The organism is Burkholderia sp. FL-7-2-10-S1-D7 (assembly GCF_001524185.1).
Classification (GTDB): Bacteria; Pseudomonadota; Gammaproteobacteria; order Burkholderiales; family Burkholderiaceae; genus Burkholderia; species Burkholderia diffusa.
Window position 1 is genome coordinate 80,708 of sequence record NZ_LOWY01000011.1, and the last position, 15,116, is coordinate 95,823.

General features: G+C 68.2%; 10 protein-coding genes. 3 read left to right on the plus strand and 7 right to left on the minus strand.

Annotated elements, in window-relative coordinates; all coding sequences use genetic code 11:
- Nucleotides 1-11: 11 nt before the first annotated feature.
- On the plus strand, nt 12-944 hold the full coding sequence (gene pip / locus WS75_RS03170) for a prolyl aminopeptidase (protein WP_059679124.1): 933 nt from the start codon (nt 12-14) through the stop codon (nt 942-944).
- A gap of 59 nt (nt 945-1,003) precedes the next feature.
- Here the strand turns inward: pip and WS75_RS03175 are convergent, their stop codons facing one another.
- The 7 genes from WS75_RS03175 to WS75_RS03205 form a co-directional block, all read right to left on the minus strand.
- Nucleotides 1,004-1,276 carry a hypothetical protein gene (locus WS75_RS03175; protein WP_059607812.1) on the minus strand — a complete coding sequence of 91 codons (273 nt, stop codon included), beginning with the start codon at nt 1,274-1,276 and terminating at the stop codon, nt 1,004-1,006.
- Between the two features lie 196 nt (nt 1,277-1,472).
- Nucleotides 1,473-2,513: a transglutaminase family protein gene (locus WS75_RS03180; protein ID WP_059679125.1), complete on the minus strand. Its 1,041-nt coding sequence runs from the start codon at nt 2,511-2,513 to the stop codon at nt 1,473-1,475.
- Complete coding sequence (locus WS75_RS03185; RefSeq protein WP_059679126.1) at nt 2,507-5,113, minus strand: circularly permuted type 2 ATP-grasp protein; 2,607 nt, start codon at nt 5,111-5,113, stop codon at nt 2,507-2,509. The genes WS75_RS03180 and WS75_RS03185 overlap by 7 nt, the downstream gene beginning before the upstream one ends.
- A gap of 203 nt (nt 5,114-5,316) precedes the next feature.
- On the minus strand, nt 5,317-8,751 hold the full coding sequence (locus tag WS75_RS03190; protein WP_059679127.1) for a transglutaminase family protein: 3,435 nt from the start codon (nt 8,749-8,751) through the stop codon (nt 5,317-5,319).
- Nucleotides 8,752-8,844: 93 nt separating this feature from the next.
- Nucleotides 8,845-9,819, minus strand: coding sequence for a transglutaminase family protein (locus WS75_RS03195; RefSeq protein WP_059679128.1), 975 nt, complete (start codon nt 9,817-9,819; stop codon nt 8,845-8,847).
- Between the two features lie 8 nt (nt 9,820-9,827).
- Nucleotides 9,828-10,769 carry an alpha-E domain-containing protein gene (locus WS75_RS03200; RefSeq protein ID WP_059679129.1) on the minus strand — a complete coding sequence of 314 codons (942 nt, stop codon included), beginning with the start codon at nt 10,767-10,769 and terminating at the stop codon, nt 9,828-9,830.
- A 64-nt stretch (nt 10,770-10,833) separates the two neighbouring features.
- The gene (locus WS75_RS03205; RefSeq protein ID WP_059679130.1) at nt 10,834-12,249 is read right to left on the minus strand and encodes a circularly permuted type 2 ATP-grasp protein; all 1,416 of its coding nucleotides are present in this window, start codon (nt 12,247-12,249) and stop codon (nt 10,834-10,836) included.
- A gap of 794 nt (nt 12,250-13,043) precedes the next feature.
- On the opposite strand from WS75_RS03205, the gene WS75_RS03210 reads away from it, so the two are divergent.
- Both WS75_RS03210 and WS75_RS03215 read left to right on the plus strand, forming a co-directional pair.
- Nucleotides 13,044-14,039 (plus strand): LysR substrate-binding domain-containing protein, encoded by a 996-nt coding sequence (locus WS75_RS03210; RefSeq protein WP_059679131.1) that lies wholly within the window; start codon nt 13,044-13,046, stop codon nt 14,037-14,039.
- A 651-nt stretch (nt 14,040-14,690) separates the two neighbouring features.
- Nucleotides 14,691-15,113: a hypothetical protein gene (locus WS75_RS03215; RefSeq protein WP_059679285.1), complete on the plus strand. Its 423-nt coding sequence runs from the start codon at nt 14,691-14,693 to the stop codon at nt 15,111-15,113.
- The last annotated feature ends 3 nt before the right edge of the window (nt 15,114-15,116 follow it).

The following is a 15,116-nucleotide window of genomic DNA, read 5'->3' on the forward strand; positions in this document are numbered from 1 at the left end:
GGAGCCTGCCTGTGTACCCACCGATCGAACCCTACGCCCACGGCCACCTCGACACCGGCGACGGCCACCGCATCTACTGGGAGCGCTGCGGCAACCCGTCCGGCAAGCCCGCCGTGTTCCTCCACGGCGGCCCGGGCGCCGGCTGCAGCCCCGACCATCGCCGCCTGTTCGATCCCGAGCGCTACGACATCCTGCTGTTCGACCAGCGCGGCTGCGGGCGTTCGACGCCGCACGCGAGCCTCGACAACAACACGACGTGGCATCTGGTGGCCGACATCGAGCGCCTGCGCGAGATGGTGGGCGCGGAACAATGGCTCGTGTTCGGCGGCTCGTGGGGCAGCGCGCTCGCCCTCGCCTACGCGGAAACGCACCCGCAGCGCGTGAGCGCGCTCGTCGTGCGCGGCATCTTCACGATGCGCCGCGCGGAGTTGCTGTGGTACTACCAGGAAGGCGCATCGTGGCTGTTCCCGGATCTGTGGGAGGAATTCCTCGCGCCGATTCCGGAAGCCGAGCGCGGCGACCTGATGGCCGCATACCATCGCCGGCTGACGGGCGACGACGAAGCCGCGAAGCTCGAAGCCGCGCGCGCCTGGAGCATCTGGGAAGGCCGCACGATCACGCTGCTGCCCGATCCGGCGCTGGCCGCGCACTTCGCGGACGGCCACTACGCGCTGGCGTTCGCGCGAATCGAAAACCACTACTTCGTGAACCGCGGTTTCGTCGACGAAGGCCAGTTGCTGCGCGACGCGCATCGTCTCGCCGGCATTCCGGGCGTGATCGTGCAAGGCCGCTACGACATCGCGACGCCCGCACGCACCGCGTGGGACCTCGCGAAGGCATGGCCCGACGCGACGTTCGAGATCGTGCCGGACGCTGGGCACGCGTACAACGAACCGGGCATCCTGAAGTCACTGCTCGCCGCGACGGACCGGTTCGCCGCGTAAGCTGCCACGCCCAAGCGGCGCGTTGCAGCCGGCAACACCGGCCTGCACGCGCCGCCCGCTCAAAGCGCGGCTTCGACGATCGTCCGGCCGCTGATCGCGCGCTCGACGAGCTGTTCGTCGCCGACCTTGCGGATCGCATCGTCGAGCAATCCTTCCGGCTGCTCGGTCGCCACCTTCAGCAGGCCCGACAGGCCGCGCGCGTCGAGCACCACGAGCGTCTCCATCGAATCCGCGCGGCTCACGAGCACGCGACGGAATGCGGGGCCCGCGCCGAAGCTCGCGCAGAGCGCGATCGTCTCGTTGCCGAGCGTGTAGTCGAAGTTCTTGATCATGTCTGCCGCCGTTGCAAGGGAATGGCCACGCGCGACGGCGCGGCGCCGTGACGTCGACGCACCCGTGCGTGCCGCCGGCGCGGACCAGAGTTCGGTCCGTTCGCCGGCATCCCCATGCTAGGCGGGCAGAATTAACGAAGACTTAAACGCTTGAACGGCCGGCGAGCGCGGCGCCGGCCTGATGATGCCGCGTGGCTTACGGCGTATCGAGCGGCTCGACCGTCACGCCGACCTTCAGCTCCTGATCCGCGCCGCCGCCGCGTATCACGCCGCGCAGCGGCGTCACGTCCGCGTAGTCGCGGCCGATCGACAGCATCACGTAGTCGTCGCCCGGTGCGCGGTCGTTGGTCGGATCGAGCTGTAGCCAGCCGTTGTCCTCGGGCCACGCCGGGTCGTACACCTCGACCCATGCATGCGATGCGTCCGCACCGATCAATCGCGGCTGCCCGGGCGGCGGCTGCGTCAGCAGATAACCGCTCACGTAACGCGCGGCCAGCCCGAGCGAGCGCAGCGCGCCGATCATCACGTGCGCGAAATCCTGGCAGACGCCCTTGCGCAACCGCAGCGCATCGAGTGCCGACGTCGTGATGTCGGTGCTGTTCGGCGTGTACGCAAAATCGGCGTGCACGCGCCGCATCAGGTCCCATGCGGCCTGCACGAGTGGCCGCTGCGGCGTGAAGCTCGCGGCCGCATACGCGGCGAGTTCGGGATCGCACGCGACGTGCGGCGAATCAAACACGAATTCGCTCGCCGCGTCGTAAGGCTGCCCCGCGCGGAACCGCAAGCGGTCGCGCACGGCTTCCCATGCAGTCGTGTGTTTTCCGTCGGGATGCGCGATCGCGGGCGGCGGCGCGCCGCGCGCACCGAGCGACCACACGGGCGGCGTCACGCGCACCGTACTGCGGCTGCGAACGAGCAGCGCGTCGTGCGGCTGGTTCAGCGCGAACGATGCGCGCGCGTTGCCGAATGCGTCGATTTCCGTGCAGATCGATTCCGGCGCAGGCTCGATGTCGAGCGAGAACGACAGCACCTGCTGACGCCGCGTCGCGAGCGGTTGCAGACGTGCCTGGTGCTGGGCGGATTCGACGCGCGCCGCGTAACGGTATTCGGTGTCGTGCGTGACGCGCAGCACGCGGCCGGGCGGCCCAGCGGCCGGCGCGGCCGATGCCGGTGCCGCGGCCTGTCGTCCGTTGCCGGAACCGGCCGGCGCCTTCGCCGCGTGTTTCGTCGTCACCATAGCGTCCTGCCCGCCTCGCGCACGTGGCTGAAATAGCGCTCGCCGATCCGGTTCGACAGTTCCCACACGGCCTTCACGGTCGCGTCGAGCGCATCGAGCAGCTTGCCGTGCCGGCCGTCGTCGCCGGTTTCGCACAGCTCGTGCAGCGACCACGCGGGCACGTCCGGAATCGTCTCGGCCAGTTCGGACAGCGCATAGCCCTCGCTGCGTTCGACCTTCGTCAGCCGGCCGCGCAGCGCCTGCACGACCCAGCCGAGCGAGCGCGGGTTGTCGGTGTCGAGCACCACGAGCGACAGCAGCGGCGCGACGTCGAAACCGCGCTGGAAACGCGAGCGGAACGTGATCGTGCTGTCGAACAGCTCCAGCACGAGTTCGAAGCCGTCCTGCCGGTGCACCACGCCTTCGTCGAACGCGAACTTCAGCACGCAGCACAGGAAGTCCAGCCGGTCGATCTGCCGGCCGATCGACAGCAGCCGCCAGCCGTCGTCGCGCGTCATGTTGTCGGTCTGCGCGCCGGTGATGGCGCCGAGCAGCAGTCCCAGCCGCTCGAGCAGCTGCAGCGCCTCGTTGCCGATCTGCTCCTCGGCTTCCGGATGATCGGCGCTGTCGGCGAACAGTTGCGTCGCGTCGTCGATCAGCCGCCACTGATCGCTCGACAACCGCTCGCGGATCGCGGCGGCGGCCGCGCGCATCCCGAACAGGCACGACGCGATGCCCGAGGTACGGTCCGCGCCGCGCGTCAGCGACGTCGCGAGCGCGTGCTGGAACGCGCGCGGCGCATCAACGGCGTTCGGCGCGTCGGGCGCGATCAGCCCCGTGTCGCGGCACAGCGTGTCGATCAACTCCAGATGCGCGGGGCTGTCGACGTCGTCCTCGCCGCGCAGCCGCTCCAGCGCGGCGCGTGCAAGACGCATCAGGTTGGTCGCGCGCTCGGTGTAGCGGCCGAGCCAGAACAGGTTCTCGGCCGCGCGGCTCGCGATCGCGCGCGGGCGCTCGACCAGATCGTCGGGGCCGAGACGGGTCTGCAGCAGCGTCGTCGAATCGACGATGCCTTCGGTCATCACCCACGTATCGACGGTGCTGCCGCCGCGCGGCATCGGCGCGTTGAACAGCGTATCGCGCGTGCCGACCCGCGACAGCCCGCCCGGCAGGAGCCGCCAGCGTTGCGCGCCATCGGCGAGCGCGAAGACGCGCAGCAGCAGCGGCTTCGGCACGATGCGCGCGCCGCCGGCCCCGTCGGGCGCGTCCTGTCCCGGCCAGGTCGGCGCCTGCGACAGCGGCAGGTCGGCCTGGACCGTGTAATGCTCGGGCCGGGCCAGGATTCGCGCACGCCATTCGGCCAGCTGCGCCGGTGTGAGCCGCGCGCCGATCACCGGATCGAACGTGCCGCCGGCCTGCGCGTCGGGCGGATACGACGGCTTCACGATGCTGCGCGCGAGCTGCGGCAGCGCGTCGTCGCAGGCTGCCGCCTCGCCGCACCACCACGAATGCACGGCGGGCAGCGTCAGCGTTTCACCGAGCAGCCCTTCCGCGAGGCGCGGCATGAAACCGAGCACGCCCGGCGATTCGAGGAAGCCCGACCCCGGCGCATTCGCGAGCAGCACGTTGCCCGCGCGCACGGCCTGCAGCAGCCCCGGCACGCCGAGCAGCGAATCGGGCCGCAGTTCGAGCGGATCGAGCCATGCGTCGTCGACGCGCCGCAGGATTCCGTGCACGGGTTCGAGCCCGCGCAGCGTCTTCAGGAAGACACGGTTGTCGCGCGCGGTCAGGTCGCCGCCCTCGACGAGCGTGAGGCCGAGGTAGCGCGCGAGATACGCATGCTCGAAGTAGGTCGCGCTGCGCGGCCCCGGCGTCAGCAGCACGATCCGCGAATTCTTCGCTGCCGGGCTGAGCGACTGCATGCTCTGCAGCAGCGCACGGTAAGCGGACGCAAGCCGCTGCACGCGCAGCCCGCGAAACCCGCGCGGAAAGAGCCGCGACACGATCAACCGGTTTTCGAGCAGGTAGCCGAGCCCGGCCGCGCCCTGCGTGTGCTGCGCGACGATCCGCCACTGCCCGTCCGGGCCGCGCGCGAGATCGAACGCGACGACATGCAGCCACGTATCGCCCGGCACGCGTGCGCCGCGCATCGCGCGCAGGTAGCCGGGATGGCCCGTGACGAGCGCGGGCGGCAGCAGCCCGCGCTGCAGGATCGTCTGCGGCCCGTACAGATCGGCCAGCGTCGCGTTGAGCAGCCGCACGCGCTGCAGCACGCCACGTTCGATCGCGACCCAGTCTTCGGGCGTGACGATCAGCGGCAGCAGGTCGAGCGACCACGGGCCGGCCGCGCCGTCGCCCGCGCGCTGCTCGTGCAACTGGTAGAACAGGCCGTTCTCGCGCATGCGCCGGTGCAGCGCGTCGGCGCGGCGGTCGAGGTCGGCCACGCCGTCGCTGCCGATCGACGTGAAGAAGCTGCGCCACGCAGGTGCGAGCAGCGGCGCGGTGAGGCCGGCGGCGCTGCCGCGCAGTTCGTCGTAGCGGCCGGCCGCGGCCGGCGCCGCGAGCGCGGCGGCCAGTTCCGCGGCATCCGGCTGCGCGCCGGTATCGAAGAGCGTGGGCATCGCGTCGGCGTCGGCGAGATCGTCGGGGTGAATGGGCGGCACGGTCGGTATCGTTCCGTCGTCAGGGGGCGGACGCGCCCGCGCGCCGCCGCACCGGCGGCCGGGCACGGCGGACGGCCGCGTTCAGCCCGCATCCTAGCACTCCGGCCGGCGCGCCGGGAGGTCGCGAACCGCGCATCGTCGTCCGCCCTTTCATCCGACGATCAGGGCCGTCGCAGGTCGAGCGTGAACGGGAATTCGCGGCTCGGCGCGGCGGCCGCCACGTCCATCCGCCCCGGCGTGTGCCCCATCGCGACGAAGCGCGCGAGCCGGCGGCTCTCGGCCTCGTACGCGTTGACCGGGAACGTCGCGTAGTTGCGCCCGCCCGGATGCGCGACGTGATACCGGCAGCCGCCGAGCGAGCGTTGCAGCCACGTATCGACGATGTCGAACGTGAGCGGCGCATGCACGCCGATGGTCGGGTGCAGCGCCGACGGCGGCGCCCATGCCTTGTAGCGCACGCCCGCGACGTATTCGCCGACGGTGCCGGTCGGCTGCAGCGGCAGCGCGCGGCCGTTGACCGTCACGACGTGCCGGTTGTCGTTCAGCCCCGTCACGCGCACTTCGAGCCGTTCGACCGACGAATCGACGTAGCGCACCGTGCCGCCGGGCGCGCCCTCCTCACCCATCACGTGCCACGGTTCCAGCGCGCCGCGCAGCGACAGTTGCATCCCGTTCACCGCGATCTGCCCGAACAGCGGGAAACGGAATTCGAAGTGCGGCGCGAACCAGGCCGGGTCGAACGCGAAACCGGCGTCGCGCAGCTCGGCCAGCACGTCGTCGAAATCCATCTTCAGGAACGCGGGCAGCATGAAGCGATCGTGCAGCGCGGTGCCCCAGCGCGTGAGCGGCGTCGTGTACGGCGCGGCCCAGAAGCGCGCGACCAGCGCACGCAGCAGCAGTTGCTGCACGATGCTCATCCGCGCATGCGGCGGCATCTCGAACGCGCGCAGTTCGAGCAGGCCGAGCCGGCCGGTGGACGAATCGGGCGAATACAGCTTGTCGATGCAGAACTCGCTGCGGTGCGTGTTGCCCGTCACGTCGATCAGCAGGTTGCGCAGCACGCGGTCGACGAGCCACGGCGGCATGTCCTGCCCGTACAGCAGCTTGTTGCGCTGGATTTCCGCGAATGCGATGTCGAGCTCGTAGACCTGGTCGTTGCGCGCCTCGTCAACACGCGGCGCCTGGCTCGTCGGACCGATGAACAGCCCCGAGAACAGGTACGACAGCGACGGATGGTTGTGCCAGTAAGCGATCAGGCTCGCGAGCAGGTCCGGGCGGCGCAGGAACGGGCTGTCGGCCGGCGTCGCGCCGCCGAGCACGAAGTGGTTGCCGCCGCCCGTGCCGACGTGCCGGCCGTCGACCATGAACTTCTCGCTGGAAAGACGCGACTGCCAGGCAGCGTCGTACAGGAATTCGGTCTGGCCGACGAGTTCGTCGAAGCTCTTCGCCGGGTGGATATTCACCTCGATCACGCCGGGATCGGGCGTGACCTGCAGCAGCTTGAGCCGTGCGTCGCGCGGCGGCGGATAGCCTTCGAGCACGAGCTTCACGCCGAGCGCGTGCGCGGTCAGCTCGATCGCGGCGAGCAGGTCGAGATAGTCCTCGAGCGCGGCGAGCGGCGGCATGAACAGGTACAGGATGCCATTGCGCACTTCGGCGCACAGCGCGGTACGCGTGATCCACGCGGCCGATTCGAAGCGCTCGGGGCGGCGCTGCGCGTCCGGCGCGCCATGCGCGTGCCGTCCACCCGCAGCCGTGCCATCGCTGCGCCACTGCATGACCGTTTGCACGGGTGCTTCGCGATGCGCGCCGGCCAGGTAGCGCGGCGCGTCGGCCGTGCCCGCATGACGCGCACGGAACGCAGCCGCGTCCGGCAGCGCGGCGCGCGGCGCGAACGGATCGCGTTCGACCAGGTACGGAAAGTCGGCGCCGGCGACCCACGGCAGCGAATCGAGCGGCAGCCGATAGCCCATCGGCGAATCGCCGGGCACGAGGTACATCCGCTCGTCGCGGAAGAACCACGGCCCCGTCTGCCAGCGCGGGCCGTCGAGGCCCGGCCGATCGCGGCCCGGCTCATCATCCGCGCGCTTGATCGGCAGCACGTAGCCGACCACGCTGTCGAGCTGCTGCTCGAACACCTTGCGCAGCCGCGCGCGTTCGAGTTCGTCGTCGAGGCGCGAATCGAACGGATCGACGTTGACGGGCAGCCTGCGCTCGCGCCACAGGTAGTACCAGACATCCTCGTAGCCGGGCCGCACGAATTCGTCGGTCAGCCCGAGGCGCGCGGCCAGCGCGTCGATGAAGCGCTTCGCGTCGTCGGTCGTGCACGCGGACGGCTCGCGCTCGTCGGCGAACAGCGACGGATCGTGCCACACGGGCTGGCCGTCGGCGCGCCAGAAGATCGACAGCGCCCAGCGCGGCAACTGCTCGCCCGGATACCACTTGCCCTGCCCGAAATGCAGGAAGCCGCCTTCGCCGTATTCGGCGCGCAGCCGCTGCACGAGTTCGGTCGCGTAGCCGCGCTTGGTCGGGCCAAGCGCATCGGTGTTCCACTCGGCGCCGTCGCGATCGTCGATCGACACGAAGGTCGGCTCGCCGCCCTGAGTGAGCCGCACGTCGCCGGCCGTCAACGCGCCGTCGACCTGCGCGCCGAGCGTGCGCACGGCGTCCCACTGCGACTCGGTATAAGGCTTCGTCACGCGCGGCGATTCGTACACGCGCGTCACCACCATCTCGTGCTCGAACGCGACTTCGCACTCGTCGATCAGCCCTTCGACCGGCGCGGCGCTGGTCGGCTGCGGCGTGCAAGCGAGCGGGATGTGCCCCTCGCCGGCGAGCAGGCCCGAGGTCGGATCGAAGCCGATCCAGCCCGCGCCCGGCAGATAGACCTCGCACCACGCGTGCAGGTCGGTGAAGTCGACCGACGTGCCGCTCGGGCCGTCGAGCGCCTTCACGTCGGGCGTGAGCTGGATCAGGTAGCCGGACACGAAGCGCGCGGCGATGCCGAGGTGCCGGCACAGCTGCACGAGCAGCCACGCGCTGTCGCGGCACGACCCGGACGCAAGTTCGAGCGTCTGCTCGGGCGTCTGCACGCCGGGCTCCATCCGCACGAGATAGCCGATGTCGTGCTGCAGCTGCTGGTTCAGCGCGACGAGGAAGTTCACGGTGCCGGCCGGCGTGTGGTCGACGCCGTCGAGATACTCGCGGAACAGCGGCGCCGCGCTCGTCTGTGGATCGCACGCGAGGTACGGCGCGAGTTCGGTCTTCAGTGCATCGTCATAGTTGAACGGATATTGCTCCGCGCTCGCTTCCAGAAAGAAGTCGAACGGGTTGTACACCGACATCTCGGCAACCAGGTCGATCGTGATCTCGAAGTGTTCGGTGCGTTCCGGAAACACGAGCCGCGCGAGATAGTTCGAGAACGGATCCTGCTGCCAGTTGATGAAGTGCTGCGCGGGCTCGACCGTCATCGAATACGCGACGATCGGCGTCCGGCAGTGCGGCGCGGGCCGCAGCCGCACGATCTGCGGGCCGAGGTTGACGGGCCGGTCGTAGCGGTAGCGGGTGGTGTGATGCAGCGCGACGTGGATGGGCATGGGAGAGCCGCTCGGTTCGGGTTGGGCCGGCCGCGCGCGCCGCGTCGCCGTTGCTGCGGCGGCACGGCACGGCGGATTCGACGAAGGGGTGCGTCAGACCAGTTCCGGCGACTGCACGACGCTGATCTCGACGCCGACCGCGCTCGCGCCGAGCCCCGTCACGGGCTGCGCGTCGCGGTAGTCGAGGCCGACCGCGATGCGCACGTAGCGCTCGTCCGGGCAGCGGTTCATGAACGGATCGAAGCCGACCCAGCCGAGCCCTTCGACGTAGGCCTCCGCCCACGCATGACCGGCCGGCTGCTGCATCAGTGCGGCGGCCTGCGGCTGCGCGCCGAGCGCCGCCTGCGGCAAGCCCTGCGACTGCGCGGCGTGCGATGCGCCGAGCGCCTGCTGCATGCCGTCGCCGCTCTGCAGCGCGAGCGCCTCCTCTGCCTCGTCGCCCGCCGCGCTCTGCTTCGCGTCGGCGATGCGCTGCATCGCGCTGTCGGCGAGCACGTAGCCCGAGATGTAGCGCGCGGGCACCTTCAGCGCACGCGCGGCCGCGATGAACGCATGCGCGTGGTCGCGGCTCGTGCCCTCGCCGCTTTGCAGCGCGGTTTCGGCATCGACGGGCGCGTCGGCCAGATTCGGCGCGTACGCGATGCGGCCGTGCACTTCCGTCATCAGCCAGTGCAGCGCGTCGAGGCTGTGCGGCTCGATCGGCAGCGCCTGCGTGAGTTCGCGCACGGTGTCGCCGGCCTTCGTGAGCTCGGTCTCGCGCTCGAAGATCCACGGCGGCGCATAGCCCTCAGGATTGCCGAGAATGCCCGCGCGGTCCTGCGTCTCGACGACGCCGGCCGCGACGACGACGATCTCGTTCTTCGCGCCGCGGTCGTGGCGCACGAGGTCGATCCGGTTGCCGAGCCCGTCCGTGTAGGACAGCGCCGGCTCGACGCCTTCGATCGTGACCTGCCACGCGCGCACCGTCTGCCCGGGGCCCGATTGCGGGCGCAGCCGCAGCCGTTGCAGCGCATGGGTGGCTTGATCGTCGAACTGATAACGCGAGATGTGTCGGATGGCGAGTCGCATGGCAAGTCTCAGTCGAAGTTGTAGGCCTGGGCGATATCGATCCCGAGGCTGTTGTTGCGGCCGATGAAGTCGGTCAGGAACTCGTGCAGGCCGCTCTTGAAGATCCGCTCGACCGAGGTGTCGGACAGCATCTGCAGAATCTTCGCGGCCGTGTCGTGACACGGGTGTGTCACGCCGTAATCCTTCGCGAGCAGGTTCAGGCTCGACACCACGCGCCCGTAGCAATAGCGCAGCGAACGCGGCATGCGGCCGTTCAGGATCAGGTAGTCGGCGATGTTCATCGGCTTGTACTGCACGTCGTACACCCAGCGGTACGACCGGTGCGCGGCCACGCAGCGCAGGATCGTCTCCCACTGGTAGTTGTCGAGGATCGTGCCGACGTGCGACACTGACGGCAGCAGCAGGTGGTATTTCACGTCGATGATCCGCGCGGTGTTGTCCGCGCGCTCGACGAACGCGCCGATCTGCGCGAAATCGAAGATCTCGTTGCGCAGCATCGTGCTGTAGAAGCTGCCGAGGATCAGCGCGGTTTCACGCTTCACGCCGTCGAGCACGGCCGGCAGTCCGCTCTCCGGCACCGGCTGCGCGAGCGCGTGACGCAGCGCGAGCCACGCGCCGTTCACGCTTTCCCACGCCTCGCGGGTGAGCGCCGTGCGCACCATGCGCGCGTTCGAGCGCGCAGCCTCGATGCACGACAGCACGCTCGACGGGTTGTCGCGGTCGCGCAGCAGGTAGTCGGTCACGGTATCGGCGGCATATGCGTCGTACTTCTGACGATAGCCGTCGTCCGCGCCCGAGCTGACCAGCACCGACGACCATTCGGCCGGCGCGTCGGACGTGCGCGTGAGCGCCATCCGCAGCCCGGCATCCACGATGCGCGCGATGTTCTCCGCGCGCTCGATATAGCGGTACATCCAGTAGAGACCGCTCGCAGTTCGTCCCAGAAGCATCTCGTGTCCACTCCGTCTTCGTTCGGTTCGCGCGCCGGCTGCGGCGCGCGCGGTCGTGCCCGGCTCAGTCGGCCAGCACCCAGGTGTCCTTGGTGCCGCCGCCCTGGCTCGAGTTGACGACGAGCGATCCCTCCTGCAGCGCCACGCGCGTGAGCCCGCCCGGCGTGATGCGGATCCGGTCCGACACCAGCACGAACGGCCGCAGGTCGACGTGGCGCGGCGCGAGGCCGGCTTCGGTCAGGATCGGCGTCGTGGACAACGCCAGCGTGGGTTGTGCGATGTAGTTCGCGGGACGCGCGCGCAACTTCGCGGCGAACGCCTCGAGTTCGGCCTTCGATGCACACGGACCGACCAGCATCCCGTAGCCGCCGGAGCCGTGCACTTCCTTCACGACCAGTTCGTCGAGGTGCTCGAGCACGTATTTCAGGCTGTCGGCCTCGCCGCAGCGCCAGGTCGGCACGTTCTCCAGCAGCGCCTTGCGGCCCGTGTAGAACTCGACGATCTCCGGCATGTACGAGTAGATCGCCTTGTCGTCGGCGATGCCGGTGCCGGGCGCGTTCGCGATCGTGATGTTGCCGGCGCGGTAGACGTCCATGATCCCGGCCACGCCGAGCACCGAATCGGGGCGGAACGTGAGCGGATCGAGGAACGCGTCGTCGACGCGGCGGTACAGCACGTCGATCGGTCGGAAGCCTTCGGTGGTGCGCATCGCGACGCGGCCGTCGACCACCTGCAGGTCGCTGCCCTCGACGAGGTGCACGCCCATCTGGTCGGCGAGGAACGAATGTTCGTAGTACGCGGAGTTGTGGATGCCGGGCGTGAGCACGGCGATGGTCGGGTTGTCGGCGTTGCCGCCCGGCGGGCACACGGCCGCGAGCGACTGCCGCAGCATCTGCGGATAGGTCTCGACCGGGCGCACCTTGACCTGCTGGAACAGCTCGGGGAAGAGCTGCATCATCGTCTCGCGGTTTTCCAGCATGTACGACACGCCCGACGGCGTGCGCGCGTTGTCCTCCAGCACATAGAACTCGTTCTCGCCGGTGCGCACGATGTCGACGCCGATGATGTGCGTGTAAACGTTCCCGGGCGGCCGGAAATCAATCATCTCCGGGATGAACGCCTCGTTGTGCGCGATCAGGTGCTTCGGCACGATGCCGGCGCGCACGATCTCCTGACGGTGGTAGATGTCGTCGAGGAACGCGTTGAGCGCCATCACGCGCTGCTCGATGCCGAGCGACAGCCGGCTCCATTCCGCGCCCGAGATGATCCGCGGCACGATATCGAACGGAATCAGCCGCTCGGCGGCCTGCGCGTCCCCGTACACGGCGAACGTGATGCCCGTCCTGCGGAACACGCCTTCCGCGTCGTGAGCTTTCTGGGCGAGGCTCGCGGGATTCTGCGTGTCGAGCCACTGCTTGAGGCGCGCGTAAGGCGCCCTCACCATGTCGCCGGATTGCAGCATTTCATCGAATGGCTTCATCGATCTTTTCTCCATCGATCGTTTTCCCCGGCATTGCGCATGCCGGACCGGCGTACTGACTTGCCTTGCAAGGAACGTGCCTTGCGATATCCCCTCAGGTTCCCCCCTTTGTCGCGCAGCCGGCACGCCCCCGCGGCATGCCGCACCATGATGGTGCGATGCGCACGACACTGGACGCGCCAGAGGCGTGCCATGCCCGCACACGGCCTCTGCTGCACCGCGCCTGTCAAACATAGTTCCCCTGCGTGTCACGACTGTGCAATCTGCACTGCACCATTCCTTCCCCGCCCGGCGGCCTCCTCGATTACCGCGCTGCCGGCCGGCAGCGGTTCCGCGCCCGCGTCGGCAGGGCTTCCCGCCGCCGTGCGGTCGCCCGCGCCCCGCCACCTTCCCGCCCGGTCTTGCCGCACCGCAGCGAAGCGCGACGCGGCATCGGCGACCCGTTGCGGCGGCCCGCCCTGCACCGCGACGGGGATTGCGCCACATTCCTTCGGTTGCCCGGGCGGAATAGCGGAAAGGCGAGCCGGCGCGCGCAGGTGCGCGGCCGGCCCTGGGGGGAAGTACCGTCTGCGGCAAGTCGGGCAGTTCGACGCGGTGAACTAACCAGTTAGCCGGGTCCGGCACCTCAACCGTATGTAGCCGTAATACCGCCGACAACGCCCATGCATATTTCGACTGACACCAATCGAAAAAAAACATCGGCCCCGATGCGCGAGGCGCGGTACGCTACCAAAGCGGTTCAGTGAAATGGCGCCGCCGCGTTCCGGCGCCGACTATAAAAAGCGAAGATCAACATGGAAGCAAAGTGGCTGGAAGATTTCCTGAGCCTTGCGGATACCAAGAGCTTTTCCCGGGCCGCGCGTCATCGGCACCTCACGCAGTCGGCATTCAGCAGACGAATCGCCGCGCTCGAAACATGGATGGACGCGAAACTGGTCGACCGCAGCATCAACCCGATCACGCTGACGCCGGCCGGACAGATGTTCCGCGGGCTGGCCGCGGACATCCTGCGCAGCATGTATGCGGCACGCAACCTCGTGAACGGCTACGACCAGTTCGCGGCAAGCGACCAGGTGGTGCGCTTCGCCGTCGCGCATACGCTCGTGTTCACGCTGTTCCCCGAATGGCTCAAGCAGTTGAACGGCGAAGTCGGCCACGTGACCGCGCGCGTAAACGCGGTGAACGTGCCCGAAGGCGTGCAGCAACTCGTCGAAGGTGAATGCGACCTGCTGCTCGGCTATCACCATCCGCAACTGCCGATCGTGCTCGATCCGAACCACTTCCCGTTCGTCACGCTCGGCGTCGAGCGAATCCTGCCGGTGTCGACGCCCGACGCACGCGGCAAGCCGGTATTCGAACTGCCCGGCACGCCGGACGCGCCGCTGCCGCTCCTCGCGTATTCGTCGGGCGCGTTCCTCGGGAACGTCGTCGAGATGCTGCTGCTGAATGCGTCGGAATCGTATGCGCTGCACCGGTGCTTCGAGACGCACATGTCCGAGGCGTTGAAGGGGATGGTCGTGGCCGGGCACGGCATCGGCTGGCTGCCCGAAAGCTGCGTGGCGAAGGAGCTCGCGGATGGTTCGCTCGTTCGTGCGGGCTCGGCGGACTGGATCACCGAGCTCGAGATTCGCCTGTACCGGTCCGCGCGCAAGCGCGGGCTCGCGGCCGAACAGTTGTGGACCTACATCATGAACCGCCCGCGCGTCGCGGCCGACGGCACGCGTGCGCCCGGGCAGTCGATCGAGCCGGCCGTGCGCATCGCGCGCCGCAGCGCCGGCGGCAGCCGGTAACGCCCTTCACCGTTCCCTCATCGCCCGACTCGCCGGAACGCCGCGCGGATGCCATTCGCGCGGCGCTCCGTTATTCCATTTTCGCGATGGCGAAGCATTCTTTGATCCCGCTTCGTCTTCAATATTCGTTCCGCACGCTCGATCGATTCCGCAATAATGCCAAACGTTTGCGAATCCCGGTGAATTGCCGGCTCGCATGACGGAAATACCCTGTTACACAACATATCAAAAGTTTCTATTTTCATGTGACGACATTCTCGCCAGAAACGTCATACCAGCCCTTTCGATTTACCTGACCGTACGCGCCCGAATTCATCGCGAAGCCTCAATGACGGAGGCAATTCTTCCTTTTATCAGTCGTTATTTTTCGGCACAAAATTCGATACCACTTACGTCGTAAATTTGCGAAATGGTCATCTCGACCGGTGAGCAAATTTCATGTCCGGCAATATCGACTTTGTTCAGTCTCAATTCATTTTATCGAATCATCAACAATCCTATTTAAATAAGACATTTAAAGCATGTCCCATTCGAGCCACACGCGGTTGTTTGTTCAAAATCCATCGTGTATCAATACCGTGTCGCGAAAAGAACGTCGCCAATTTCAAATCTGAATAAATACGCTGCCAGCGATTTCGGATGGAGGTTGCAATGTCTTCCCCGTTTGAACAGCATGCTCGCCCGCTCTTCGGCATCGTCGTATCCGCACTCTGCATCAATGCCGTGGCACAGACCCAGGCCCCGGCACCCGCGTCCGACCCCGGCTCCGGCCGATACGTGATTTCGTATATCTGCGGCGACGCGCGAATCGACGGTACCGCGCCGCTTCCCCCCGATGGCCGTCCTTACAACCTCGGTGTTTCGTTCGTGTCGGGCGCCAGCGGGCAACCGCTGTCGAACGTGCAGGTGCGGCTGCGACGGCATGGACGCGTGCTCGTCGAATTCAAGGCAACGGGGCCGCGCTGTCTGTTCAGCGTACCCGATGCCAGTTATCGGGTCGAAGGGACTTATCAGGGCGCCACCCAGTTCGCGGTCGTCGAAACGGGCGCACTCACCACGCAGTTGCGGTGGTGAAGG